Genomic DNA, 23,567 nt, shown 5'->3' with positions numbered 1-23,567 from the left:
CACACGGGTGCCGTAACCTTGAAGGGATTCCTGCTTCGCTGGCGGACTGACACCTGGGAGGGTTCCGTCCGGGCACCAGGGCAGGCATCCGTTTCCCATCGGTCTCACATAAGGCGCAGTCGTGAACACTACTCTTCCCCAGGGGAGCAACCTTGGCCCGCTCGAGGACCTGGGCTGGACCGCTCTCTCCGTCAGCGTGGCCCTGGTCCTGCTGCCCGCGATCGGCCTGAAAGCACTGGGCCGGTCCTTCTTCCCGAAGACTCCCAAAGCTGAAGAACGCCACTACCTGATCCAGTAGTGCGCCGTAAACCCGCCGGCAGGACCGGATATTTTGCAGTGCTCCCCGCCGCGGCGGCCGCCCTGCTTGCCCTTGCAGGCTGCGCCCCCGCGGCAACGCCGGCACCGGGCACGGCAAGCACCGCCAGCGCCGGGGACACCCTGCCCGGTTCCCACGTGCACGGAATCGCCGTCAGCGGCGAGACCAGCCAGGTACTCCTGGCCACCCATGAGGGCCTGTTCGACGCCACCACCAGCCCGGCCACCAAAGTCGGCGGAACCAACGACCTCATGGGGTTCACCCCCGGCCCCACCGACGGCGTCTTCTACGCCTCTGGCCACCCGGGCCCCGGCTCGGACCTGCCCAACCCGCTGGGCCTGCTGAGATCGTCCGACGGCGGCAAGACCTGGGAGCAGCTCTCGCGCCAGGGCGAATCCGACTTCCACGCGCTGACCGCCACGCAGGCGGGAATCGTGGCCTTCGACGGCGTATTGCGAACCAGCCCGGACGGCAAGGCATGGAACACCGTGGCCGCAGATTTCGCCCCGGCCGCCCTGGCCGGCCACCCGCACAGCACCACCGTCCTGGCCACCACGCAGGACGGGATCCAGCGCTCCACGGACGCCGGCAGCACCTGGAAGCCGCTGGATGACGGCCCGGTAATCCAGTTCGCGGCGTTCGCCCACCCGGCAGAAGCCGTGGGCGTGGAACCGGACGGCACTGTCCATTACTCCGCAGATGCCGGCGAAACGTGGACCGAAAAGGGCCGCATCGATGCCGAGGTCATGGCCATCGCCGCGCTAAAGGGCGAGGACGGCCGGCCGTGGATCTGGGCCGCCACCGCGGACGGGGTCATCGTGTCCACGGACGGCGGCACGAACTTCCGCCCTTCAGCTGCGGACTAGTGCACCGCGCCGGGCTGCCCGCCTAGTGGCGGGCCCTGAACCGGATCAGTCCTGCCGCCAGGAGGCCCACTCCGCCTAGTGAGGCCAGCATCCCGCCAAGGGCTGCAACGTATTCGGTGATGGTCATTGTCTCCACTCCCTTCCCTACTGCCTGGCTGCCAAAGCTACGCCCGCAGGCTCAGGATTCCGCGAAGGATCGCCCGCGTGTTTGGTCAAGATCTGTGCAGGGTCCCGGCCACGGGGCGTCAGGCGGGAATGCACGACGGCGGGGGCGCTCCGTCGTCGTAATCTCGCCTGGCGTTCACCTTCCGTTCGTTTCCGCCTGCTAAGCAGGACCGGTGGCCCCCTCCCCTCCGTCCCGTCCGCGCTGTGAAGCCGTCCGCGCCCACGCTGGGTGACCTCGGGTTCGAGGCGTATTGAAGCGCTGTTCCGGGAGGACCGCGGGCTCCGGGCAGTGGTTATTGAGGTACGGGGAGACCTGTGCCTGCTGACCCGGGACCAGCTGGACCAAAAGATGACCGGGCGGCTGGGCTACGGGCGGGCGCTGAACGCCCGGGTGGCGGCTGAGGCGCTGGTGCCGTGCACCACGTTCAGCCTGCCGCCGTCGCTGGATCTTCGGCAGGCCGCGGCCGCGCTGCTGGGCCGGCCCGAGGAGAGCAGGTACCAGGATGTCCTGGTGGTGCCCGCCCTGGGGGCGCCGCGCGTGGTTCCCGTCTCGCAGGTCCTCGAGGGCCTGTCCGACGTGTTCCGGCATGCCGCCCTCCATGATCCGCTGACGGGCCTGGCCAACAGGCTGGGGCTGGAAGAGTCCGGGCACGCCCTGCTGGCCGGCACCACGTCCGCCCGGACGGCAGCACTCTATGTGGACCTGGACGATTTCAAGGTCATCAACAACACCTTTGGGCACAGGGCCGGTGACAAGGTGCTCACCGCCTTCGCGGCGCGGCTTGAGGCCTGCACCAGGCCTGCTGCGCCAGGCGGATGCGGCCATGCTGCAGGCCAAACACGAAGGCAAAAGCAGGCTGGGCCGGATCGATCCTTCCCAGCCGGCCGGCCGGTTCGCCCGCCAGGCCCTCATCCGCCGCCGCCTGCCACAGGCACTCGCCAGCAAAGCGTTCAGCCTCCACTACCAGCCGCTGATGGACATTCCCACTGGTGCGTGCGCCGCGGTGGAGGCGCTACTGCGCTGGCAGGACCCCGAGCTGGGCGCCGTCTCACCCAGCGAATTCATTCACGTGGCAGAACACACCGGCCTGATCCACGCTGTGGGCCGGTGGGTCATCGACCGGGCGTGCGCGCAGGCCCGGCTCTGGGCGGACGCCGGCACGCCCCGGGCCGTTTCGGTCAACATTTCGCCCCTGCAGCTGGCGGCCGGGAACCTGGTCACAGTTTTTATGAATCACTGCAGCGGCATGGGCTGCCTCCCTCCCTGCTGAACATCGAGATCACCGAGAGCGCCGCCATCACGGACCTGCCCTCCGCCGTGGCCCAGCTGCGCACACTGGTGGGCTCCGGCATCGAGGTGGCCCTGGATGACTACGGGACCGCGTATTCGTCCCTTTCCCTCCTGCGCGAGCTTCCCCTTACCGGGCTGAAGCTGGACAAGTCCTTCATCGACACCATCGACACGGATCCCACCTCTGCTGTGCTGGTGGCCAGCGTCATGGCCTCCGCCAGGGCCCTGGGCCTGAGAACCACGGCCGAGGGCGTGGAGCGGGAAACGCAACTGGAGGTCCTGCGGGACCTGGGCTGCGATACCGCCCAGGGCTATCTCATCGCGCGGCCGCTGCCTCCGGCCGAGCTCCCTGATGCCTGGCCGGTGGGTACAACGGCGGGAAGTGCGGCCGGAACGACGGCGGACACGGCGGCGGTCGCACAGGATCCGGGCCGCTGAAATTGTCTACATTGTAGACCTTGGACGTAGACTGACTACTAAGCAAGCTGAGGAACCACCCATCCAGGGACGCCCGGCGTTCAACAGGATGGATTCCCCGTGGCCTCACCCGAAAATACCGGCAGCAGGACACGCCGCCGGAAGGCGCCGCTTAGCCAGGAGCTCGTGCTCTCCACCGCGCTTGCCCTGGTGGACGCTGAAGGACTGGACGCCCTGACCATGCGGCGCCTGGGGCAGGAACTGGACCGGGATCCGATGAGCCTGTACCGCTACGCGGCCAACCGGGCCGCCCTGCTGGACGGCGTGTCCGAGCTGGTCCTGGACGAACTGGCAATCTTCCCCGACGATCCGGACTGGCAGGCGCAGCTCCGCAAAATCGCCCATGACCTGCGGCTCCTGGCCCTGCGGCATCCCAACGTGGTGCCCCTGCTGGTCACCCGTCCACTCTCCACTCCCCTGGGCCTGCGGCCGCTGGGAACCCTCCGCCCGCTGGAGCAGATCCTTGCCCTGCTGATCGAGGCAGGATTCGCGCCGGCCGCGGCCCTGCACGTTTACCGCGCCTACTACGGCTTCCTGTACGGCCACATCCTGAACGAACTGCAGGAGTACATCGTGGACCCGGACGAAAACGAGGCCATCCTCCGCCTTGGCCTCCACCGCCTGCCCGCGAAAAGCTTTCCGCACCTCCGGGCACTCGGCCCGGTCCTGGCCGACTACGACGGCGCCGCCGAGCTTGACCAGGGGCTCAGCATCCTACTCTCCGGCCTGGCCGGCCAGCTCTCCTCCGGGCAGCTCTCCTCTGGGCAGCTCTCCGCCGGGCAAAGGGAAAGCCCCTCCTAGGAGGGGCCTTCAACGTAGTGGTCAATTGTCTTTCGGTCTAGGTCAGCGGTGATGCACTCCCCCTTCCCGGATGCCCCCTGGCATCCATCCGGACTATGACAAGAACCGACTTTAGTAACAGGTTCCCGTCAAGTAAAGGGGTCTGGGACAAAGAATTTTCTTCCGCCCCATCGCTCCCGGTCAGGCGGCCGGCGCGCGCCCGGCTGCCACGAATTCACGCCCGGATTCTGTGGAATGCCCCGGGGAAGAAGGCACGACGCCGGGCTCCAGCCGTGCGTTGGCCCAGCGGCGGACAGGCGTCTCCACCAGGCGGTGGGACGCGCAGGCCAGGAGCACCGTCAGGGCCGCGGCCAGCCCCACGCGGAGCCACAGATTGGGTACGAGCGGCATCAGCAGCAGGTAGACCGGCAGGTGCCAGAGATACATGGCGTAGGACAGGTCCCGGCCGGGTCCGGCAAGCCACGGGTGGCTGAGGAGCCGTCCCGCAAAGCCGGCCGGCTGCAGGACCAGCGATCCGATCAGCACGGCGGACAGCAGCGACAGCACCGTGGGCCCGGCCGTCCAGAAGGCGCTGAACCACGGGCCGGGAGTGTCCGGTTCCTTCAGCAGGAACACGGCGGCCAGCAGCGCGGTCCCGGCAAGCGGCCCGGCCCAGCGCGCGGCGTTCCGAAAGGCGGCGTGGGACCGGGATCCCGGGGTGACTGTGGTGAAGATGAGGGCCAGGGTGCAGCCGATCAGCAGCTCGTCGGCCCGCGTGTCCGGGCCGTTGTAAAGGCGGTTCAGCGGAGCGCCGAGCAGCATCAGGAGGAACCGTTCCAGCAGGAATGCCACAGCCAGCCCTCCGGTAATCCATGCCACCGTGCGCACCCTCCAGAAGCGCAGCAGGACCAGCAGGAGCAGCGGCCACACCAGGTAGAACTGCTCCTCCACGGCCAGGGTCCAGGCGGGGCCAAGGGTTTCACCGGGTATGGATTCGCCAAACACCCCGATCCGCGCCAGGTTCATCACGTAGCCTGCGGCCGGCAGGACAAAATCTTCCTGGCTGGCCCACTTGGACGCGGGGAACACCACGCCCACCGTGACGATCACGCCGCACAGTGCCAGCAGGGCGGGCCACAGCCTGGCCAGCCGCTTGGCGTAGAAGATCCCCAGCCGCAGCCGGCCCGTGGCCAGGTACTCCTTCATGATCAGGAGGGTGATCACAAAGCCGCTGAGGGTAAAGAAGACGTCCACGCCGATCGATCCGCCCGGGACCAGTTCAGTGACGGTATGGAAGAGGAAGACCGCCGCCACGGCGATGGTCCGGAGCCCGTCCAGGGCGTGCTTCCGTCCGGAGATGAGCCCGCCGCCCGGCTCCGCCGGACGCACCGGAGGCGGCGAATTTCCACTGCTTGACCTAAAAACCACCTGTCAAGCATATATAACGTTTCGGTAACTGCGCTGGAAGGAAGCTGGACGCAGGCTCCACGCACCCAACGCAAAAGCGTACGACGGCGGCACGCGCCGCCGTCGTACGCCTCACCTTAGGCCCAGCTCTGGTCCCTGTAGATGCACTCGGAACCCGCCACTTGGAGCGAGGACACCTGGTTCTTCATGCCGAAGGCTGCCAGGTTCCAGCGCTCGCCCGGGTAGATGATGAACCCCGTGCCTGAGCAGTCGTTGTTGTAGTACACCGCAACATTCTTTCCGGTGTGGTTGATGGCAGAGGCCGCATTGTTGTTCACCTGGACACCCCACCCGGACCGGCCCTGCGGACCGTCCGTGAAGAGCTCGTTGCCCAGGCCCGCATCACTGTGCGCATAGTCGGCACGCGCCCCGCCGAAGTCGCTGTTGAAGTACAGGCAGAACCTGTCCGTCGGACAGGCCGTCCCGGTTCCGGCCGCGCTGGCCGCAGGAACACCGGCAAACAGTGACCCCGCCACTGCAAGCACGGCGCCCAGTCCTGCTGTTGCTCGCGACATTTTCATAATTCCCCCGAATCAATTGGTTGTAGCCGGAGACCCCGGCCGGCAGCACGGGCATTGTGCGGCCACTGCGAATCCTTCCAAAAGAACGGGGTGTGGGCGATGGGGTGAACTCCCCGTGTGGATCCCTGGGGGTAAGCTGCCGGTTGACGTCAGCGGTGTGTGGCACGTTCCACGATCTCGTGGGCGATCGCGTAAACCTTCCTGTTGGTGTCCTGGCTCTGCTGGCTCATCAGTTCGTAGGCCTCGTCTGCGGTGATGCCGGTGCGTCCCATCAGGACGCCCTTGGCCTGTTCGATGACGGCCCGGTTGCGGGCGGACGCAGCCACGGCCTCGGTGGCCAGCTGGTGGCGGTCGGAATGGATGGACTGGGTGAGGTCAACCACCACACCCCACACTCCAACAGGAACACCGCCCTCAAGGATGTAGTCAGCGGAGTAAAGCAGTTTGTGCTGACGGTCCTTCCGGTCGCGGATGGACACGTAGATGGACGACGGGCCTCCAACCGATGACACACGCTCCCAGTAGGCCTGCACCACGGGACGGTCGGCAGGCTCAATGTGGGCGAGGGCCATATCCATGGAAGGGACCACATCGCCGCGTTCGTATCCGTACATGCGGTACAGCCCTTCCGACCAGTGGAAGACGCCTTCTTCGAAGTAGAACTCGACAAGTCCCGTGGGGCAGTCGAGAAAGTCCTTGTGCGGGAACGCAGCTGAGTCAGGTGCTGGAAAGTTGTTGCTGGGTGTCACGGAGGGCCATTCGATGTGCTCTGTCCTGGCTTCCCCCAGCCGGGATTCTTTAAGGATGAGAACATCGTAAACGAGCCAGCACGCCGCCCCGCACCGTGTCAGCTACCGGTTGACGTACTCGCCGTCGCAGGCTGCCTCCTCGGCGTTGCTGCCGAGCACGTAGATGCCGTTGTTGTCCCCGGGGACGCCCTGGTGGACCAGCACATGGAGCGGATGCGTCCTGCCGTCTGTTTGCGGGATGTCCGCGGCGTGCGGGTTGTGGTCGAAGACGGCGCCGGGAAGCTCAACCTCTTCCTCCCCCGCGCCCTCCGCGATCACCACGCAGTTGCCGTTGCCCACCACCTTGACGTGGGTGTGGTCAGCTGCTGCAGGGCCGGAAGCAGCCAGCAGCAGCAGTGCTGTTGCGGCAGAGGCGGCTGCCCCGGCACCGAGTGCTTTTGTGGTTTTCATGACTGGCCCTTTCGATGATGTCAACGGGATATCATCGTGGCCAGAAGAGCCCCTCCAGTCAATGGGCAGACCGGGCATCAGCCGAGGTCAGCGCCTTCCTAGGCGAGCAAGGTGCAGATGTCCGTCACCTCGCCAGTGCCGCTGAACACCCTCTCTTCAGTCCCGTCTGCTTTGAGGGCGAAGGTGAAGTTCCCCTCCAGCAGGAAGATTCCCGGTTCCTCAGATTTCGCCTCCCGCGCGTTGAGCACGATGTTAAGTCCGGTTACCGTGACCTCGGTGGTGCCGTCAGCCTGCAGCTCGGCGTGGGTGCTGCCCGTGATGAGGAAGGTTTCCTCCTCCAACGTCTTGAGGTTGGTGATGGTGACTTCCTGGCCAGGAGAGGCGATGAACACCCGGTCGCCGGGAAGCTCAACAAGTTTTGACTTACCGGTTACCACCAGCTGGACAGAGTAGCTGCAGAGCTGGTTGGGCTTGAAGGTTACATCCACGAGGACATCCTCACTGGGTGGAGCAGCAACCGCAGGTGTGGCACTGGCGATAAAAGCAAAAAACAGGGCGCACAAAAGCATCAGTTTCTTCATCAGAAACTCCATTCAAAGTTAGTGTGAGCGCGCGGAGGCAAAAAACTGCGCATGCGCGGTTGGGAAGATGCCGAATTCTCGGCCTTGAAAAGTCAGCATCGGCGTCGTTGCCGCACTAGGCAACTCCACGGAGGATTGCGGGCCGGGGCGCAAAGCCCTGGTTCTCCCCGCATCATTTCTTACTTGGCAGTAAGTTCAGCTGCTGTACCGGTTAGAGGGATGGCTGGATCCTAGTCCGCCAATTCCGGGCTTGGGAAGCATAAAGCAAGAAGTAGGGGGCATACCCCCTAAGTGAGGGCCGCCGCTCCGATAACCAGTAACGGGGCAGTCACGCGCATCTGGAGAACCGCACCAGGCGGAGCCGCCTGCGCTGGCGCCTTAAGCGGAAAACTACCCGTCAAACCGCGCAGCGGTGCTGCCGTGCGGCACCACCACGTGCACGGCATTGCGATCAATGGTGAAGTCGGCGGGCGTGGTTGTGGCGATCTCGCCGTCGAGGTTCACCGGCATGGGCGGCTCGGTGACCAGCCGGACACGCTGGCAGGTCAGGTGGTACACACCACTGCGCTCCACGAAGCTGCCGTCCTTGAGCATCCGTGCGATCCTGACGTGCTCCCGGAGCGGCGCCCCCGGGATGGCATAGACATCAAGCAGGTGGTCATCAATGCCCGCCGTGGGCGAGACAGCATTGCCGCCGCCGTAATGCCGGCCGTTGCCAACAGCCACCTGCAGCAGGTTCTCGAGTTCCAGCGTTTCGTGGTCCCCGTCCGGGAACTCGAGACGGGCCCGGAAGGGCTGGTGCCTGGCATAGGCGCGCACGGCGGCAACGCCGTAGGCCAGCGGCCCGAGGTACCTTTTCAGGCGGGGGCTGAGGGTTTCGGTGACACCCACTGAGAGGCCTACGGACGCAACGTTCAGGAACGGCTGGCCGTTGGCGCGCCCCAGGTCGATGTCCACCACCTTCCCGCCGGCGAGCGCCGCGCAGGCCCCGGCAAGGTCGCTTGGAATTTCCAGCGTGCGGGCAAGGTCGTTGGCCGTTCCCAGCGGAAGGACTCCCAGCACGGTTCCGGTCCCGGCCAGGCGGCCGGCGGCGAAGGACACCGTCCCGTCACCGCCGCCAACAACCACGAGGTCGTGCCGGCCGGCTGCCACCCGGTCCAGGACCCCGGCCAGCTCGGCCCCGGAGAACACATGGTGCACGCTTGAGATGGGCAGGCCCGCACTTTGCAGCTGGTTCACCGCCAGCGCCGGCCCCGCAGCTCCGAGGCGTGCCCCGGCGTTGATCACCACGGCAGCGGACTTCGCCTCTTGGGCAACCTTCATGGGGACCATCCTAGGCCCGGCGCGCTGGGAACTCCCTGGGTAGTCCCCCTCGGCCCGCTCGGAGAAACGGAAGGCGTACGACGGCGGTGCGCGGCCGCCGTCGTACTGGCCGCCTTTGGTGCCGGGCAGTCAGGAACGGTTGGTGTAGACATCGTTGCTGAAGCGATTCAGCCCCGGCGCGGCGGCGTAGCCGAGGTAGGGCAGCCCGAAGATGTCCTCGATGCTTCCCAGCAGGCTGTAGTGGTTGTAGGCCCTCTGTGATGCTGTGCCGCCTTTGATGTGCGGGGACAGGACCAGTGCCCCCACGCGGCCGCCCCCGGCTCCTCCGGGCAGCGAGGAAGCGGCGCTTTCCTTGCCTTTGGCCTCGTCGAAGGTGATGACCAGGATCCCGTCCTTCTTGAACGCCGCGGAGGCCAGGATGTCCGGGACGTGCTTCTTCAGCCATGCATCGGCCCTGGGCAGTCCGCCCTTCGAGCCGTCATGGCACGGGTCGTCATGGCCGTCGTTGCACAGGTTGGGGCTGATGTAGGACAGGTTGGGAGTAGTGTCCAAAGACGTGAGGTCGGCGTCCAGGTTGCTGAAATCCACCACGTTGTCCTGGCATTCGGGCGAGGACGTGATGGCCGAGAAGTACACAAACGGGTTGTGCCTGGTGGCGTACTGGCCATCGGCGCTGGCGTTCTGGTTGGTGTCCTTCGCGCCGACTTCCGGGTGCCGGCACGGTGTCCCCATGTCCTCCATGTAGCCCTTCCAGGACTTCCCCGCCGCGCTGAGCTGGCCAGCCAGGGTGGGCACCGAATCGGGGTAGACGCAGCCGCTGCCCGTCACCTGGCCCGGTACGGCCGTCCCGGTGACGGTGAAGGCCTCGTACGTGTGGCAGTCGCAGCTGGTCACGGGGTTGGGGCCCTGCCCGGAGAGCTGCGCAATGTAGTTGGGCAGCGATGCGTGCCCGATCGCGTAGTACTCCGTCAGCAGCACGCCCTGGGCCCGCAGGGTCTTGGAGAGGTACGGCGCCGGCGAGTCGGCGCCCCACACCTTGGCGTACGACTTGTTCTCAAGGTTGATCACAAACACGTGCCCCAGTTTTCCGTCCGCGCCGCCGGAGGACGCCGGGCCGGGCGCCGGGCCTGGCGCGGCCTGGCACCCTGCAAGGACAACCGCCGCGATGCAGGCCAGCGCAAAGGAAACGCCGCGCCCGCCATTGCGGGGCCGTTTCCGGGGATTGTCAGCCGCCATCAATTCCTGCCTCCGGGGAGGACGGACTCAGTACCGTCCACCTGGGAGTCATCCTGCCACTGCGGCGCTGGCAACAGCATGGGCACAAAGCCCCGTTCCGCCTACCCTGCGAGGGCGAAGGCTGCGATGACCAGGCCGATCACCAGGACAACGTTGAGGATCACGTACGGCTGGATGCCGCGCTTGGTTTCGGTGGGCATCCTGCGGCGCCCGTGCTTGCGGTTGACTACTTCTGCCATGCATCGAACCTATGCAGCCTTGGCCGCCGGCACCCGGGTAATGCCTACTCGATTTACTAAACCCCACCACTGGGATGCGCGGTCCGGCGGAGGGAGCAGGGTTCATTGCTTCCACCGTTCCCCGTCCCTATGGTGTACCCATGGCGTTCCACCAGGTTCAGAGCGATTACGATCAATTCCAGGGCCTCCTGTCCAAGGTTGGGGATCTTAGAAGCTTCCTGAACGGCCTGACCGGCCTCGCCTCCGAGGTAATGACGGAAGCGGCGGGGGCAAACGTCGAGTGTGCTGTCACCCTCCTCAGGCAAAAACGCCCGGTCACCATTGCAGGCAGCAGCGAGCTGGCCGTTCGCCTGGACGAGATCGAGCAGGCTGTTGGCGGCGGTCCGTGTACCGAGGCCCTGAGGATCGGCAGGCCGGTGCTGCTGGAGGATGTCTCCACCGATACCCGCTGGCCCACGTACTGCACCGCCCTGGCTGCGGCCGGATGCGGCAGCTGCCTGGGTGTCCCGCTGGATCCCGGAGAAAACGCGGCGGCGGCACTGAACTTCTTTGCCTCCCCCGCCGGCCCCATTACGGAACCGATGGTCGCCAGGGCCACATCGTTGGCTGAAGCAGCAGGCCAGGCCACGGCTTTGGCGGTGAGGATGGCGTCCAAGGACGAGCTCACCAGCGACCTGCGGGCGGCCATGGAAAAGCGGACAGTCATCGACCTGGCCACGGGCATCATCATGGGGCAAAACCGGTGCACGCAGGATGAGGCCTTCAAGATCCTGATGAAGGTTTCCAGCAACCGCAACGTGAAACTGGCTGCGGTCGCCGAGGAAGTGGTGGGGCGCGTGTCTGGCAGCCGGGATGTGCAGACGCACTTCGATGATTGAGGGCGCCCTGCGGATTTCCGCAGACTTCCAGCGTTACCCTTCCCCCAACCACGCGCGGTGGTGATGATTCAAGGATGCAGACCGGCTCAGAATCGTCCAGGTGGTCCTTGCCCCGCTCTTCAGGCAGGAGCGGCAGTGGCAAAGAAATCTGAAGCCCAGGCGGTGGCGGCCGTGGTGGACCGGCTCGCCGAGCGTTTCCCGGCGGTGGAGCGCTCCGTCATCGAGGACATGGTTGCCCACGAACATAGCCTGTTCGCTCACGGCCGCGTGCGGGACTACATCCCCATCCTGGTTGAGAGGGCCGCGAAACTCCGGCTTTCCGGACGGCACCCGCAGCCCGCCGGGCCTCCGCAACCTGCCAGCGCCGCGCAACCCGCCCCTGCCAGCCCCGCGCAGCCTGCCCCTGCCAGGCCCATGCAGCTGGCCAACGCCGTTAGTGCTCCCGGCGGGTCTCCTGGAGCCGCTTGATGAACCAGCGGGACTGCTCCGGCCCGTAGGGCAGCACCGGGATGGCCTTGGTGGCATCGTTCGGGGTGTCCCGGATGGACTGGCGGGCCTGGCGGACCGCGGTGGTCATGGTGTCCGCCATGGTCCGGACGAACTGGTCGCTGCACGGCTTGCCGTGCCCGGGAACCAGGAACTCGTAGCGGTGGCGCAGCGCTGAGATGTGCCGGAGCGCGTCCGCCCACTCTTCCGGGTAGGAGTCCTCGAAGGAAGGGTGCGCGCCCTGCTCCACGAGATCGCCCACGAACAAGGTGGTGGGGGTGCCCACCAGGAGGTCACCGTCGGTGTGGCCCCGGCCCAGGTAGAACAGGGTGGCGGTCAGCCCGCCGAGATTAACCAGGACGGGCTGGTCCCCCACCACGGCGTTGGGCACCACGAGTTCCACATTCGCGCCCTCGCCGGTGGACATTTCCGGTTCCAGCGTCCCCACGAACCGGCGCTGCAGATCCCCGCGCTCATCGATTTCGGTGGCGCAGTTCTGGTGCGCCCAGAATTCGGTGACGCCGGCTTCCGCGAACACGGCGTTCCCAAAGAAGTGGTCGTAATGGGCGTGGGTGTTCACCACCACCAGCGGCAGCTGGGTTTTCTCCCGGACCGCGTCCAGGATTTCCCGGGCCTGCCGGGGGCCGCAGCCGGTGTCGATCACCATGGCCCGTTCGGAGCCGACAATCAGCCCGGTGTTGAGCAGCGATCCTTCGGTGACCAGCACATAGTTGTCCGCGCCGACTTCGAGCCATTCCCGCATTGTTTCTCCGTACCTCCGGCAAAAGCAGTGTTCGTTCGTCTAGGCGTCGATTGTACCCACGGGGCCTTGGATATCCCGGGATGCGGCCGGGCACGACGGCGGCACGCGGCTGGTGTCATGCGGGCCAGAAAGCAATTGACTTTCGATAGAAAGACCTGAACCATTAGTGCATGTCTATCGTAAGTCGATTGGTCCTGCCCCTTCGGGTCCTCCTGGTACTGGTGTTCCTCGGATTGCTGGTTGCCCAAGTGATGTCCTTTCCCGGCGAATTTCTCTTCGAGACCGGGGACGGGCCGGGGATGGACCCTTGGAGTTGGCCTTTGCTGCTGTTCGCCGAGTTGGAAGCCCTGTGCCTGCAGGTTGTCATTGTCTGCATCTGGCGGCTGCTGACCCTGGTCCAGCGCGACCGGATCTTCACCACGGCTTCACTGCGCTGGGTGGACGTGATCGTGTGGGCCTTCGTGGTGGCGTGGCTGCTGCTGGGGGTTATGGCCGGCTCAATCATCGCCTACATCTACTTCACCCCGGAGCTGCGTGACCCCGGGACCCCTGCACTGCTTGTCGGTATCACGCTGATCGGCGCGGTGCTGGTCCTGCTGATTGTGGTGATGCGGGACCTGTTGCGGCAGGCAACGTCACTGCGAGCCGATATGGACGGGGTGATCTGATGGCGATCGTGGTGCGGATCGATGTTGAACTGGCCAAGCGCAAGATGAGCGTTGGGGAGTTCGCCGAGCGGGTGGGGATTACCCCTGCCAATGTGGCGGTGTTGAAGAACGGCCGGGCCAAAGCGGTCCGCTTCAGTACCTTGGACGCCATGTGCCGGGTGCTGGACTGCCAGGTAGGCGACCTTCTCGAGTGGGTCGACGACGCCGGTGAGGACGAAGGGACCGAAAACCCGTGAGGTGGCTGGTGACGGTCCTCGGCATGGCGTTCGGAGCGGCCATCTTCGTCCTCGGCGGAGCCGATGATTCCCCCGGTCTCCAGGGCATCGGAGTGTTGCTCGCGGCTGCCGCCGTCACCTTCCACGTCAGGGCTGAAAGCAGGGACCGGCGCGTCGGGAACGTCCATGCCCGTCGAAAACGACTGGGGTGAGCGGGCGCAGAGGGAAGCCCACGCACGAGCGGCGGCGCGCGGCCGCCGTCGTACGCGTTCCCTTCCCGGCATGGAAGCAAACGGCGACGGTAACGCCTCAGTAACGCGCAGCGGGGTCCACTGGGTCTGCCGGTACAGCTTTCGAGGGAGTGGAGCGCAGACATGGGATGGAGCGGCTGGTTCAATCTGGGTGGGCCTGCGGGCGGGTTCAACGGTGGCCCGGCCACCATCTCCCGCAACAAGGACGTCTGCAACATCTACGTCCGCGGGAATGACAACGCACTGTGGCAGCGCGCCTGGTTCTCCAACAGCTGGCACCCCTGGGGCCGGCACAACGACGGCGGCGTCCTGGCTTCGGAGCCCGCGCTGGGATCGATGGGCCCGGACCATGAGCACGTTTTTGTGCGCGGAACGGACGGGAACGTCTGGCAGAAATACTGGACACGGTCGGGCGGGTGGAGCGGCTGGTTCAACATCGGCGCCCCCGCCGGCGGCTTCAGCAACGGGCCCGCCACCATTTCGCGGAACAAAGACGTCTGCAACGTCTACGTCCGCGGGAACGACGGCGCCCTGTGGCAGCGCGCCTACTACGCCAACAGCTGGCACCCCTGGGGAAGGCACAACGACGGCGGCGTCCTGGCGTCGGAGCCTGCGCTCGGGTCCATGGGGCCGGACCATGAACACATCTTTGTGCGCGGCACGGACGGGAACGTCTGGCAGAAGTACTGGACGCAGGCCGGCGGGTGGAAGGGCTGGTTCAACATCGGCGCCCCGGCCGGCGGCTTCAACGCAGGGCCCGCCACCATCTCCCGGAACAGGGACGTCTGCAACGTCTACGTCCGCGGGAATGACAACGCCCTGTGGCAGCGTGCGTACTACGCCAACAGCTGGCACCCCTGGGGAAGGCATAACGACGGCGGCGTCCTGGCCTCCGAGCCTGCGCTTGGCTCCATGGGGCCCAACCATGAACACGTCTTCGTCCGCGGCACGGACAGCAACGTGTGGCAGAAGTACTGGGTCCATGAGGTGGAACCGGCGGGCGAGGTGTCCTTCGGGGTGAGCGAGTGCGTCTACAGCTGGACGGCGGCCTACCACCAGTCCGGAACCCGGGTCACCGTGCGGATCCAGCTGAACCCGGACGCCGGCATCAGCGACGCCACCATGAACACCCTGCGGACCACGTGGCGGAACGGCATCATCAACACGTGGTCGGACCGCTTCAGCTGCCTGGCCCCCAACGGCGGCCGCCAGTCCGTCACCTTCGATGTGCAGTGGGTCAGCTCAGGAGCCCACCACGTGGTGCGCGTCCAGCCGGGGCCCGCCCGGTCCAACATGCGGCTGTGGGACACCAGCGATACCGGCGATGTGGCCGCCCACGAGTTCGGGCACATGCTGGGGCATCCCGATGAATACGCGGACGCCGCCTGCCCCGCCAGGACCCCGGTGAACACCGGCACGGTTATGGCGGACAACACCGAGACCGTGGCCCGCCACTACAATCGGATCACCGGATTCCACGGTTCCGGCCACTCCCCCGTCGCGGGTCCATCAGAGCCGGCTGAGGTCCCCGAGGAGGCCGCCATGACGCTGAAGAACATCGACAACCTGAAGCCGGAACCGCGCACCGCCGTCCTGCAAAGGTTGCGCAGCATGGCCGGCGGCGGCGCAGTCCCCGAGCGTGCGGAGGACACCGAGGTCTCGTTTGAGGTCAGCGGCGGCGCACCGGGGGAACGCTACGTGTACCGGCTGGGTGTCCACGGGGACGGGGCCGCCCAGCGGAGCGTGGTGGACGAGATGCAGCACTCTGGGGATGACGAGACCTCCCACGCGGTGGACCGGCAGCTGGCGGGCCGGGTGTTCCAGGCGGCGGCCGACGCCGGCCTGCTCAATGACGGTGCCCCGTCCGTGCCCCAGCAGCAGCGCGAGGGTGAAGTCCTGCCGGACAGCATGGTTGCCGTCCTCACCGTCCGGGACGGCGACGCCATACGCCGCATCGCTTTCCCGGCGGACGAACCCGCCAACGCCGCGGCGAGCCTTCCCGGCGAGCCCGCGGACATCCCGCTGCGGACCCAGGTCCAACTGCCTGCCGAATCGGTCACGGCCCTGCGCCCGGTCCTGGACGCTTTGGGGGCGGTGGAAGCGGCGCTTTAGGGCCCGGCAGGTCACTGTCGGCGGGCTCCCGGCAGCGAAGGACAGCGCACGACGGCGGCGCGCGGCCGCCGTCGTACTTCTCAGCTCCCGCTCCCCCAGGGTGAGTTTTTGTCCAGATATGCAGGGTTGTGCGCGGTTTATCTCCGCATATCTGGACAAAAATTCCCGGTTGGGGGCGACGCGCATCCTCGCCCTCGACGCGCAAAGACGATGGCGCGGCCCATATGCGGGTAGCGTCACCGTCTTTGCGTGTCAGGAATACTTATGGGCGTCGAAAACGACTGCGAGAGGGTTCGGGTTTGAACCCACATCAAGTGATAGAGGGTTGGGGCATGGGACCCGTCTCGATCCGGGTATTCGGGTGGCGTGAGGTTGTGCAACGTACGACGGCGGCACGCGGCCGCCGCCGTACGTCACTTTCTGTCCGGCCCCGGCTCCGGGATGACAACAGAGGGACTGTGGCCCGGGACCGGTGGGAGGTTGTCTTTCTGGGCGTAGATGATCTTCAGGTGATAGGCGTAGCGGATAAAGAACGACGCGCAGAGCGTCCCGACCTGTGCCACCAGGCTGGGCAGGTGGACATACTCAACCAACGCCCATAGGAGAGGAACCCTGGCCATCGCCTCGAGGGTATTGAAGGTGAACGCATGGAGGAACCGGTGGAGGAATGGCCTTCGCCGGTTTCCCAGGTCACCAAAGGCCAGCTTCTCCTGCAGGAGGAAGTTGGTGATGATGGTGGTTTCCCCCGCGATGATTGCGGCACTGATGTAGTCCATACCAACAGCGGTCAGGGCCATCATAATGAGGATGTTCAGCACGGTGCCGAATGCCCCGATCAGGGCAAAACGGGAAATTCTGGCACCCAGAATGAGTTGAACCAGATAGGTCATTTTTGGTCCTCGATGGAAGTGGACGGCACCGGCGCTTTGAGTACTTTCCGCACCTTCCAGTCCCCAAATGACGCAACTACGCTTGAGTTCTCCAAGGCCCGGCCCGCGTTGTCCAGTCCAAGGTTGGTGATGTTGCGTTTCGTGGGCGGGCCTTCAACGATCCAGTCGATGCTCCGCCACCCTTCCGGGTGCCGTGCAGCGAAGTCGGAGTCCAGATCCATTTTTTCCAGGGCTATCACTTTCCACGGATCATGCCGCCCGTCAGCGTTAAGGTCATGCCACATGGAGTAGGGAACCAGGGCCACGTCATCCTTGGGCAGGTTGTCCTTGGACCATCGCAGGGCCTCGTTCCAGTCAGCATTGTCATTGCTGACCATCAATTTGTGGTTCATCGATATCCAGGGCGGTACTACCACCGTGGCCAGCCCGAAGATCACGGCAGTACCTGATACGGCAAGAGCGATGTGGCGCGCACCTGGCGCCGTCAGTGCCGCTTTTGATGCCAGCCCTTTCCCGAAAGGTTTAAGCCTGAACAGCCGTGGCAGGGTGCGCCCAGTGAGATCGGCGGCGACGGCGATGGCCAGCACCAGGAACGGGATGGCGCCGATGACGTACATGGCGGGCAAATAGCCCTGCCCCATCATCACGGGTGCCGCGAACAGCAGCAAAGCCACTGGAATCCACCGTGACTCGCGAAACGCCAGGCACACCAAGGCTGCCGCAAGGCCGAGAAGGATCAAGCGACTGTCGTAGTACGCCCAGCCCATGACGAGTTCATGCCTGCCGGAGGCCGGGTCCAGAAAGGTGCCGGATCCCGGCCGGGAAAGGAACTGGTACGTCAGGGCGTCCTGCAAGGACACATGGCCCGGGCCCGCTAGAAGCTCCCCTTGCAGGATTGCCAGCAGCGGGAAGAAGCCGAGTACCAAACCTCCCACGGAGAGGAACCCGACGAGCGAAAACAACCGCGTCTCCCAATAGGGGCGGTGTAAAAGGGCCAACAGCAGGGCCGGTCCGAAGATGGCCAGCGTTTCCTTGGACAGCACGGCGACGGCGAAACAGACGCCTGCACCGACGTGATCCCACAGCTTCAATTTCGGTGACAGCACCAGGTAGAACGCCATCAACAGCCAAGGCAGGCCCACGTTGTCGATGAACACCTGCCTGCCCAGCACCAGGGACAGCGGTGACGTGCAATAGAGCAGCGCTGCCAGCACCGCGAACGGCAAACGGAGCTGGAGCCGCCGCGCGATAAGGAACACCAATACTGTGCTGGCCACGAAGAACACAGCAACCACATAGCGCATTTGCCCTACGTAGACTTCGCCTCCCTGGCCGATCAGCCCGGGGAGCCAGGACAGGGCGCCCAGCTGCAGCCACCCCAGTGGCGGGTGATCGTACCAATAGGTATATGGCGCCAGGCTTCCGTGAAGCGAGGACAGCGCTTGGGCCGTATAGGTGCCTTCATCATCCTGGTATCCGGGGGCGCCGAGAATATTCCAGCAGGCGAGGACGGCCCCAACCAAGGCAACAAGGAACCCTGTTTTCTGGTCCACAGTACGGCGCAGGAACATTCGGCCGGCTGCGCGGAGGAAGCCTCCGGCACCGGTAACAGGGGCAGGCGGGAACCAGCGCTTACGTACAGGTTGGAGCAGGGTAATCATGGCTGCGCCGCCAGGTAACCAAGATGTGCCCCTGAGTGCATTGTCTTTTCCCAGGCGAAGTCGCCCTGCCGGAACTTAGCGAGGGCACGAAGGGCGGAATATGCGAGCAGGACCTGGTAGAACGGGGTCCCCAAGACGAGCCTGACGTGGTCATAGATCCGGATTTTGTACCCGTGGTCCCGGCCGAATTCGCGCAGCATGCAGACGTCGAAAGCGACGGCGGCAACGGCCGGAACCAACGGAACGAATGTCAGCAGGGCCACAGGGACGGGAAATTTCCCAAAGAGCGCGGTGAGTATGGACAGTGGGATGCAAAGTCCTGCAAACGCCATGAAGTGCTGTTGCATCAGCGTCCACCATGCGACGCTCCGCTGTCTCAAGGTGGGGAGTGCCCGCCAGTCCCGCTTGGCAATGACCTGCATGAAGCCGAGGGACCACCTCGTCCGCTGTTTGATCAGGGCACGGATCGAATCCGGGGTTTCTTCCTTGGTGACCAAGTGGGGTGCGTAGGCGATAACAATTTTGCGGTTCAGTACCGAGAGTCGAACCCCAAGATCGCAGTCTTCCGCAAGGCAGTTGCCGTCCCAGCCGTTTATGGAGCTGAGTACATCACGCCTGACGAATACGGTGTTGCCGCCGAGCGGGATGAATCCCTGTTTCGCGTAGGCGTGGAGCCGGGAGCGGAACCACATAAAGTATTCGAGGCAATTCCGGAGGGCGTACCAGGAGTCCCGGTAGTTGACCAGCTGGACTGCTCCCTGGACGACGTCGGCGTTCCGGGCAACGAAGCAGGTGTCCACGTGCAGGAGCAGGTCAGGGGCGGCGATCGACTCCGCGTCGAAGATCCCCACAACGTCTTTCCGGCACATCGCCAGGGCTGTGTTGAGTTGCCTGGGTTTGTTCTTGACGGCCCCTTCGTCCACACTGACACGCACCAGCCCTGGACGCTCCGCGGCCAGTTTCCGGGCCACCGCTACGGTGTGCGGGTCGTCGTCGCCCACGGAGATGACCACTTCGATATCTGGATGGTTCTGGTTGCACAGGTGGTCCAGGGTGGAGCGCATGACCATTTCGCTTTCATGCCGGCACGGCATGATGAGGGAAAAGGAGACTCCAGGCGTGGGAAGCAGCGGCCTGTAAGACGTCGCCGCCTTGGTTCTGGGGTCCCACCAGGCATGGGTGGAGACGTAGAGCGTGGATAAGGCGATAACAAACAGCACGGCCGATACGCCGGTGATGAGCACACCGAGAAGAACGGGGAGGACTTCAGAAAGCATTGTGAGCCTGTTCAGTAGCAGGTGGCTGACGCCTTGTGCCGGCACCAGTTTTTGGGCGAGCTGAAGTAGGGCCGCTGGGTCGCGGCCTTTTTGTGTTCCTGCGGGAGTACGGGATTCGCGCTTATGGCTCAGCCGTCTCCGGCGGCGCAGGCCTTTCCATCGCTGTTTGTATCCAGGTTTTGGGGATCGTTTCCTGCCTGGCGCACTGCCAGCCCGTCCTTGAAGTATTTGCGGACTTCGCTGCAGGACCAGCTGTGCTTCATGGCGTTCGGGTCCTTGTTGGCCGCTTTCATCTCATGCACATGCTGGGAGAGGCTGGGAGGAATCACCGGCAAACATTGGCCGTCGTCGCCATATGCCTTAAGGCACCCGCCGCCGCCCGCCGTTGCTCCTTTGAACACCTGGGACGGTAAGGTCTTTTCCCGGAGCTGTGGCGGTGGCCCCTGCGGGGCGGAGCCCGTGCCTATCGGATGCTCCCGTGCCGCAGCCGATTCCAGGGAAGTCTGCTGCCTGTTGGCCGGATCAGCTGCATCTGCCGGTCCCGGCTGTACCCTGCCGCCGTTCGCGGCGGGCCGCAGGACTGGCGCGGAGGGCCCTGCGCCCGCGTCTGCAGGTATCTGCGCGCCTGCCAGCTCGGCCCCGGTATGGCTGTGGTTGCTGGTTTGGCCCGAAGCAGCGCCTACGACTGCACCGTTTGCCGAGTGGTAGGACAGTGCCAGCAGAGCCGTTAGGCCCAGTGTCACGATGCAGTTGCGCACCCATCTAGCTGCTCGGCCGCGCGGGCTCCTGTTCTGGTATTCAGTCACGATATCCACACCCATTTCGCAATGCTTGGAAGGTTATTGGTGTCAAGGACGGTCAGCAGGTAAGGCCCTGGCGGCAGCAAATTCGGGTTGGCGGGGACCGTCGCGCTGACCGTGTCGCCACTGGTGGTCAGCGGCAGGTCCACCAGGCGGGCGTTGGTGTCTGTTTGGTGTGTGGCCGACATCGGGGACATCAGTTGGGCCGCTTTGATGGTGCCCGTGGTCTGCAGGGTGATCTGTTGTCCACGCGTCGCGGCAGTGGGCGCTGCCGTGATGGCGGGCCGTGTCCCGTTGAACATGTATTTGGGGGAGTAGATGGAGATGCGGGTGTCGTACGAGTTGTCCAGCGGGTTTGATCCCAAGACCGCCACCCTGCCATCCGGGAGGAGGATGGCTGAGGAATGGTAGTTGCGGCCTACCGGATCGGCGCCGATGTCCATCCACGCATTGGTTGCGGGCTGGTAAATGGCCGCCGTCATGACGTCGTCCGAACGGTTATGCCGGGCACCATTGGCGGCAAGCACCGTCCTGTCAGGGAGGTTCAGGAGGTTGACGTAGCTTTTCCCTGGGCCCGGCAGGTCGGGGCCCGGCACATACACCGGGTTCGGTGGCTTCAGATCGATGATGTCCACCAGGTTGATGGCTGGAGTATTTGCATCGGTGTTTCCGCCGCCAACAATCATGACCTTCTGGTCCTGTGCCGGGCCCAGCAGCACGGAGCCGGCTTGGTCCCGCATGTCCTTTTGCCGCAGGCCCGGAACGTCCCAGATTTGTGCTGCCTGCCAGTCGTAGAGCGACGCTCCGGTCCCGGGGAGCCCGTTGCCGAAAGTGTGGCCCCCGGAGTAGAACATCCGCCCGTCCTGCAGCAGGTACATGTGCGGGTACGTGCCCCAGAAGCTCCAGGTTTGTGGAACGTTGCCCGATGGGAGCCAACTCAGCGTTGAGGATTGGAACATCTCTGTCAGGACTGTTCCTTCGGCCTTATCGTCCAGGCCGCCGGCCGCCCACACATCGCCGTTTCCGAGTTTTGTCATGGTCGGGTACCAGTGGCCGCCCGCCATATCGCCAAGGGGGTGGAATGCGTTGTCAACAGGGTCGAAGTAGTAGCTTTTCCGGGAGCCCTTAAAGGTTGTGGGCCCCTCCCCCGTCGTAGGGTAAGACAGCGTTCCGCCGCCAATGAGGACCTTTCCGTCAGGCAGCGTCACATGCCCGGCACAGAACATGTCATACGGGACGGGTACGTCGGTGAACATGTTCGTGGCCGGGTCCCACACGGAGCCCACGAAGGAGCCCGCGTCAAATGCGCTGCCCTCATTTCCGGAGCCGGCGATCAGCAGCACCCTGCCATCACTCAGCAGGGTGGAGTGGATGGAACGCAGCGGCAACGGGGCTTCCTGCACTTGCCAGGACCCGGCGCTGGCGGGTGTCGCGGCTGGGGGTGGCGGCGGTGCCACGACCTCCTTGAGCGAGTAGTTGGTGGTTTTCAAGGTGCCGTTCGCCGATATGGACATTCCGAACGAGATGGCGTCCACTCCGTCCGGAACAGCAGGGGTTGTGGCCGCAGCAAGGGCCCAGGTGGAGGTCGCGGCGGGCTGGGCGAGGTCTGTCCAGTAATTCCATCCTGCCGCTGTATGGGCAAAAACAGTGATGGAGTTGCGGGAAGACGTGGATGTGTAGTCGACAGAGAGGTTGTACTTGCTGCCGGCTTTCACTCCCGGGGCGCAGGCGGGCGTTCCGGAGGGTAGGAGTTTCGCGTCACCGCTGACGTAGTTGCTGACGGTGATGGACCATGAGCGCGACCCTGCAGGAGCAGTAGTGGGTGTGTCAGGCGATAGGGTCTGCGAGATGTCCCGTGTACCCCAGCCCGCAGCTGCGAAGCAGGTTGGCAGCGGACTGCCGGCAGCAAGGGTCCCGTTGACCACGAGTTCACCGCCGGCAGGCGGCGGCGTTGGGATGGTGGTGGACGTTGCAAACAGCGAGTAATCGTCAGTGGTGAGCGTTCCGTCGGCGCTGATGGAAAGTCCAAAAGCGATCTGATCCGTCCCTGCCGGGACTGGCGGTGACGTTACCTTCGCTTCGGCCCAGTCGGCGGACGCGGGCGCCAGGCCCAGGTCACCCCAGTACGTCCAGCCGCCGGCAGTGTGCCTGAAAGTGGTGATGGATACCTGAAGCGTCGACTGGTACCAGATGCCCAAGTTGTAGGCTTCCCCGGGGCTCACTTTGGGCGCGCAGGCCTCGGACTCTTTCTGGATGGCCTTCCTGTCACCGGTGGTATGGCCGCTGACGGTCACGCTGAGCGCCCGCCCCCCTGTTCTCCCGGGCGAATAGTTCCACTCTCCAGGGGTACCCCAGCCGGAAGCCTGGAAGCAGTCAGGAAATGCTGCACCGGCTTCCAGGGAGGGATTGAGGACCAGATTTGGGCCCACACTCTCTGCTGCCGAGGTGGGGACGCTGGCAGAGACCAGGCCCCCCAGGACAAGGCCGGCCAGCAGGACGCTGGCAGTCAACCGAAGCAGCTTGGGACGGAGGCGGCTCCTGGTCTTACGCCTGGCGGAACCCGGCAAACGACCGGTGTAAAAATCCTGTGGAAATGGGATCAGCTGCACTCGGGCACCAGTCCTTCGTCGTTGCTCCGTCATCCAGTGGTCACAGGAAGCGTGATGCCGCCGTCCCACGCGGACGAAGGCCGTTCACTGCCCCATCACATGCAGAAATCACTGGAATTACGGAATGAGCTGCTATAGGTCTCGGATCTCAGCAGGATCAATGCATGTGGCTGATCATGAGGGAAAGCCGGGATATTTGATACAACGACTATAAAAAGCGGCATTAGCTTAAACCCGAGTAAGTAGTACTCGAAAAGAAATTGCAGGATTACTTTTAAATTGGGCGACGCCTGCAGGTGAATGTAAGTAAGTAGATTGCAGGTAAATAAAAAAAGTCGCGGACACTAACAATAGTTGAAAGCTTTATGCTTGCAGCAAACCTGCTTTAATATGGCTGTTTTTGCGGCTCTTCGGAATCAAGGGTGTAGCGAGGGTCTGAAACCTCCGGCCTCGAGCAGGCTCCTGGCTGTGTAGTTCGCGAGGTTGCGGAAGCCGA

Annotated in this window: 25 protein-coding genes and 1 pseudogene; 12 read left to right on the top strand and 14 right to left on the bottom strand. The window is 64.7% G+C overall.

Annotated features, from left to right (window positions below; translation table 11 throughout):
* Window positions 1–121: 121 nt before the first annotated feature.
* From ACIQF4_RS19780 to ACIQF4_RS19755, 6 genes and pseudogenes are all read left to right on the top strand, one after another.
* Window positions 122–298, top strand: coding sequence for a hypothetical protein (locus ACIQF4_RS19780; protein ID WP_350004420.1), 177 nt, complete (start codon window positions 122–124; stop codon window positions 296–298).
* Entirely contained in the window at window positions 298–1,182 is an 885-nt protein-coding gene (locus ACIQF4_RS19775; protein ID WP_400517488.1) for a F510_1955 family glycosylhydrolase, read from the top strand. Before ACIQF4_RS19780 ends, ACIQF4_RS19775 begins: the two co-directional genes overlap by 1 nt.
* 514 nt (window positions 1,183–1,696) lie before the next feature.
* A pseudogene (locus ACIQF4_RS19770) lies at window positions 1,697–2,089 on the top strand (diguanylate cyclase domain-containing protein); the annotation flags it as partial.
* 82 nt (window positions 2,090–2,171) lie between these two features.
* Entirely contained in the window at window positions 2,172–2,618 is a 447-nt protein-coding gene (locus ACIQF4_RS19765; protein ID WP_400517508.1) for an EAL domain-containing protein, read from the top strand.
* A complete protein-coding gene (locus ACIQF4_RS19760; RefSeq protein WP_400580039.1) occupies window positions 2,585–3,076 on the top strand; it encodes an EAL domain-containing protein in 492 nt (163 codons plus the stop codon). The genes ACIQF4_RS19765 and ACIQF4_RS19760 overlap by 34 nt, the downstream gene beginning before the upstream one ends.
* A gap of 99 nt (window positions 3,077–3,175) precedes the next feature.
* Window positions 3,176–3,916, top strand: coding sequence for a TetR/AcrR family transcriptional regulator C-terminal domain-containing protein (locus tag ACIQF4_RS19755; protein WP_350004417.1), 741 nt, complete (start codon window positions 3,176–3,178; stop codon window positions 3,914–3,916).
* A 180-nt stretch (window positions 3,917–4,096) separates the two neighbouring features.
* Here ACIQF4_RS19755 and ACIQF4_RS19750 read toward each other — a convergent pair whose 3' ends face one another.
* The 8 genes from ACIQF4_RS19750 to ACIQF4_RS19715 form a co-directional block, all read right to left on the bottom strand.
* Entirely contained in the window at window positions 4,097–5,284 is a 1,188-nt protein-coding gene (locus ACIQF4_RS19750) for an acyltransferase family protein (RefSeq protein ID WP_400517489.1), read from the bottom strand.
* A gap of 155 nt (window positions 5,285–5,439) precedes the next feature.
* A complete protein-coding gene (locus tag ACIQF4_RS19745; RefSeq protein WP_350004413.1) occupies window positions 5,440–5,877 on the bottom strand; it encodes a peptidase inhibitor family I36 protein in 438 nt (145 codons plus the stop codon).
* Window positions 5,878–6,032: 155 nt separating this feature from the next.
* On the bottom strand, window positions 6,033–6,632 hold the full coding sequence (locus ACIQF4_RS19740; protein ID WP_400517490.1) for an ANTAR domain-containing protein: 600 nt from the start codon (window positions 6,630–6,632) through the stop codon (window positions 6,033–6,035).
* Window positions 6,633–6,734: 102 nt separating this feature from the next.
* Window positions 6,735–7,082, bottom strand: a complete 348-nt coding sequence (locus ACIQF4_RS19735) for a hypothetical protein (RefSeq protein ID WP_400517491.1) — start codon at window positions 7,080–7,082, stop codon at window positions 6,735–6,737.
* A 98-nt stretch (window positions 7,083–7,180) separates the two neighbouring features.
* The gene (locus ACIQF4_RS19730) at window positions 7,181–7,663 is read right to left on the bottom strand and encodes a hypothetical protein (RefSeq protein WP_400517493.1); all 483 of its coding nucleotides are present in this window, start codon (window positions 7,661–7,663) and stop codon (window positions 7,181–7,183) included.
* Window positions 7,664–8,053: 390 nt separating this feature from the next.
* Window positions 8,054–8,986 carry a lipid kinase gene (locus tag ACIQF4_RS19725; RefSeq protein WP_400517495.1) on the bottom strand — a complete coding sequence of 311 codons (933 nt, stop codon included), beginning with the start codon at window positions 8,984–8,986 and terminating at the stop codon, window positions 8,054–8,056.
* 129 nt (window positions 8,987–9,115) lie between these two features.
* Window positions 9,116–10,222, bottom strand: coding sequence for an alkaline phosphatase family protein (locus tag ACIQF4_RS19720; RefSeq protein WP_400517496.1), 1,107 nt, complete (start codon window positions 10,220–10,222; stop codon window positions 9,116–9,118).
* Between the two features lie 101 nt (window positions 10,223–10,323).
* Window positions 10,324–10,461, bottom strand: a complete 138-nt coding sequence (locus ACIQF4_RS19715; protein ID WP_191034820.1) for a hypothetical protein — start codon at window positions 10,459–10,461, stop codon at window positions 10,324–10,326.
* Between the two features lie 140 nt (window positions 10,462–10,601).
* Between ACIQF4_RS19715 and ACIQF4_RS19710 the strand changes: the two genes are divergently transcribed.
* Window positions 10,602–11,339, top strand: coding sequence for a GAF and ANTAR domain-containing protein (locus ACIQF4_RS19710; RefSeq protein WP_400517497.1), 738 nt, complete (start codon window positions 10,602–10,604; stop codon window positions 11,337–11,339).
* 135 nt (window positions 11,340–11,474) lie between these two features.
* Entirely contained in the window at window positions 11,475–11,807 is a 333-nt protein-coding gene (locus tag ACIQF4_RS19705; protein ID WP_350004400.1) for a three-helix bundle dimerization domain-containing protein, read from the top strand.
* On the opposite strand, the gene ACIQF4_RS19700 is transcribed toward ACIQF4_RS19705, so the two are convergent.
* A complete protein-coding gene (locus tag ACIQF4_RS19700; RefSeq protein WP_350004398.1) occupies window positions 11,773–12,588 on the bottom strand; it encodes an MBL fold metallo-hydrolase in 816 nt (271 codons plus the stop codon). The genes ACIQF4_RS19705 and ACIQF4_RS19700 overlap by 35 nt on opposite strands.
* A gap of 170 nt (window positions 12,589–12,758) precedes the next feature.
* Between ACIQF4_RS19700 and ACIQF4_RS19695 the strand changes: the two genes are divergently transcribed.
* The 4 genes from ACIQF4_RS19695 to ACIQF4_RS19680 all read left to right on the top strand — a co-directional run bounded on the left by ACIQF4_RS19695 (window position 12,759) and on the right by ACIQF4_RS19680 (window position 15,834).
* Window positions 12,759–13,256 carry a DUF2975 domain-containing protein gene (locus ACIQF4_RS19695; RefSeq protein WP_400517498.1) on the top strand — a complete coding sequence of 166 codons (498 nt, stop codon included), beginning with the start codon at window positions 12,759–12,761 and terminating at the stop codon, window positions 13,254–13,256.
* Window positions 13,256–13,492: a helix-turn-helix domain-containing protein gene (locus tag ACIQF4_RS19690; protein ID WP_400517499.1), complete on the top strand. Its 237-nt coding sequence runs from the start codon at window positions 13,256–13,258 to the stop codon at window positions 13,490–13,492. Before ACIQF4_RS19695 ends, ACIQF4_RS19690 begins: the two co-directional genes overlap by 1 nt.
* Entirely contained in the window at window positions 13,489–13,683 is a 195-nt protein-coding gene (locus ACIQF4_RS19685; protein WP_350004393.1) for a hypothetical protein, read from the top strand. Before ACIQF4_RS19690 ends, ACIQF4_RS19685 begins: the two co-directional genes overlap by 4 nt.
* Before the next feature lie 162 nt (window positions 13,684–13,845).
* Entirely contained in the window at window positions 13,846–15,834 is a 1,989-nt protein-coding gene (locus ACIQF4_RS19680; RefSeq protein WP_400517500.1) for a hypothetical protein, read from the top strand.
* Between the two features lie 413 nt (window positions 15,835–16,247).
* On the opposite strand, the gene ACIQF4_RS19675 is transcribed toward ACIQF4_RS19680, so the two are convergent.
* The 5 genes from ACIQF4_RS19675 to ACIQF4_RS19655 all read right to left on the bottom strand — a co-directional run bounded on the left by ACIQF4_RS19675 (window position 16,248) and on the right by ACIQF4_RS19655 (window position 22,972).
* Window positions 16,248–16,724 (bottom strand): GtrA family protein, encoded by a 477-nt coding sequence (locus ACIQF4_RS19675; RefSeq protein WP_400517501.1) that lies wholly within the window; start codon window positions 16,722–16,724, stop codon window positions 16,248–16,250.
* Window positions 16,721–18,385, bottom strand: coding sequence for an ArnT family glycosyltransferase (locus ACIQF4_RS19670; RefSeq protein WP_400517502.1), 1,665 nt, complete (start codon window positions 18,383–18,385; stop codon window positions 16,721–16,723). Before ACIQF4_RS19670 ends, ACIQF4_RS19675 begins: the two co-directional genes overlap by 4 nt.
* Window positions 18,382–19,662 carry a glycosyltransferase gene (locus ACIQF4_RS19665; protein WP_400517503.1) on the bottom strand — a complete coding sequence of 427 codons (1,281 nt, stop codon included), beginning with the start codon at window positions 19,660–19,662 and terminating at the stop codon, window positions 18,382–18,384. The genes ACIQF4_RS19670 and ACIQF4_RS19665 overlap by 4 nt, the downstream gene beginning before the upstream one ends.
* A 128-nt stretch (window positions 19,663–19,790) precedes the next feature.
* Window positions 19,791–19,964, bottom strand: a complete 174-nt coding sequence (locus ACIQF4_RS19660; protein WP_400580035.1) for a hypothetical protein — start codon at window positions 19,962–19,964, stop codon at window positions 19,791–19,793.
* Window positions 19,965–20,464: 500 nt separating this feature from the next.
* Window positions 20,465–22,972: a galactose oxidase-like domain-containing protein gene (locus ACIQF4_RS19655; RefSeq protein WP_400517505.1), complete on the bottom strand. Its 2,508-nt coding sequence runs from the start codon at window positions 22,970–22,972 to the stop codon at window positions 20,465–20,467.
* Window positions 22,973–23,567 lie beyond the last annotated feature (595 nt).

The organism is Pseudarthrobacter sp. NPDC092202 (assembly GCF_044755505.1).
In the GTDB taxonomy this organism is placed as follows: domain Bacteria; phylum Actinomycetota; class Actinomycetes; order Actinomycetales; family Micrococcaceae; genus Arthrobacter.
Note: the sequence above shows the minus strand (reverse complement) of the source record. Positions and strands in the feature narration are given on the sequence as shown.

What these genes read in the sequence shown, in the direction of transcription:
- ACIQF4_RS19700 (WP_350004398.1), bottom strand. Translation starts at nt 12,588, where the DNA reads ATGCGGGAATGGCTCGAAGTCGGCGCGGACAACTATGTGCTGGTCACC.
- ACIQF4_RS19695 (WP_400517498.1), top strand. Translation starts at nt 12,759, where the DNA reads ATGTCTATCGTAAGTCGATTGGTCCTGCCCCTTCGGGTCCTCCTGGTA.
- ACIQF4_RS19725 (WP_400517495.1), bottom strand. Translation starts at nt 8,986, where the DNA reads ATGAAGGTTGCCCAAGAGGCGAAGTCCGCTGCCGTGGTGATCAACGCC.
- ACIQF4_RS19745 (WP_350004413.1), bottom strand. Translation starts at nt 5,877, where the DNA reads ATGTCGCGAGCAACAGCAGGACTGGGCGCCGTGCTTGCAGTGGCGGGG.
- ACIQF4_RS19730 (WP_400517493.1), bottom strand. Translation starts at nt 7,663, where the DNA reads ATGAAGAAACTGATGCTTTTGTGCGCCCTGTTTTTTGCTTTTATCGCC.
- ACIQF4_RS19715 (WP_191034820.1), bottom strand. Translation starts at nt 10,461, where the DNA reads ATGGCAGAAGTAGTCAACCGCAAGCACGGGCGCCGCAGGATGCCCACC.
- ACIQF4_RS19680 (WP_400517500.1), top strand. Translation starts at nt 13,846, where the DNA reads ATGGGATGGAGCGGCTGGTTCAATCTGGGTGGGCCTGCGGGCGGGTTC.
- ACIQF4_RS19675 (WP_400517501.1), bottom strand. Translation starts at nt 16,724, where the DNA reads ATGACCTATCTGGTTCAACTCATTCTGGGTGCCAGAATTTCCCGTTTT.
- ACIQF4_RS19710 (WP_400517497.1), top strand. Translation starts at nt 10,602, where the DNA reads ATGGCGTTCCACCAGGTTCAGAGCGATTACGATCAATTCCAGGGCCTC.
- ACIQF4_RS19720 (WP_400517496.1), bottom strand. Translation starts at nt 10,222, where the DNA reads ATGGCGGCTGACAATCCCCGGAAACGGCCCCGCAATGGCGGGCGCGGC.
- ACIQF4_RS19690 (WP_400517499.1), top strand. Translation starts at nt 13,256, where the DNA reads ATGGCGATCGTGGTGCGGATCGATGTTGAACTGGCCAAGCGCAAGATG.
- ACIQF4_RS19735 (WP_400517491.1), bottom strand. Translation starts at nt 7,082, where the DNA reads ATGAAAACCACAAAAGCACTCGGTGCCGGGGCAGCCGCCTCTGCCGCA.
- ACIQF4_RS19670 (WP_400517502.1), bottom strand. Translation starts at nt 18,385, where the DNA reads ATGATTACCCTGCTCCAACCTGTACGTAAGCGCTGGTTCCCGCCTGCC.
- ACIQF4_RS19665 (WP_400517503.1), bottom strand. Translation starts at nt 19,662, where the DNA reads ATGCTTTCTGAAGTCCTCCCCGTTCTTCTCGGTGTGCTCATCACCGGC.
- ACIQF4_RS19765 (WP_400517508.1), top strand. Translation starts at nt 2,172, where the DNA reads ATGCTGCAGGCCAAACACGAAGGCAAAAGCAGGCTGGGCCGGATCGAT.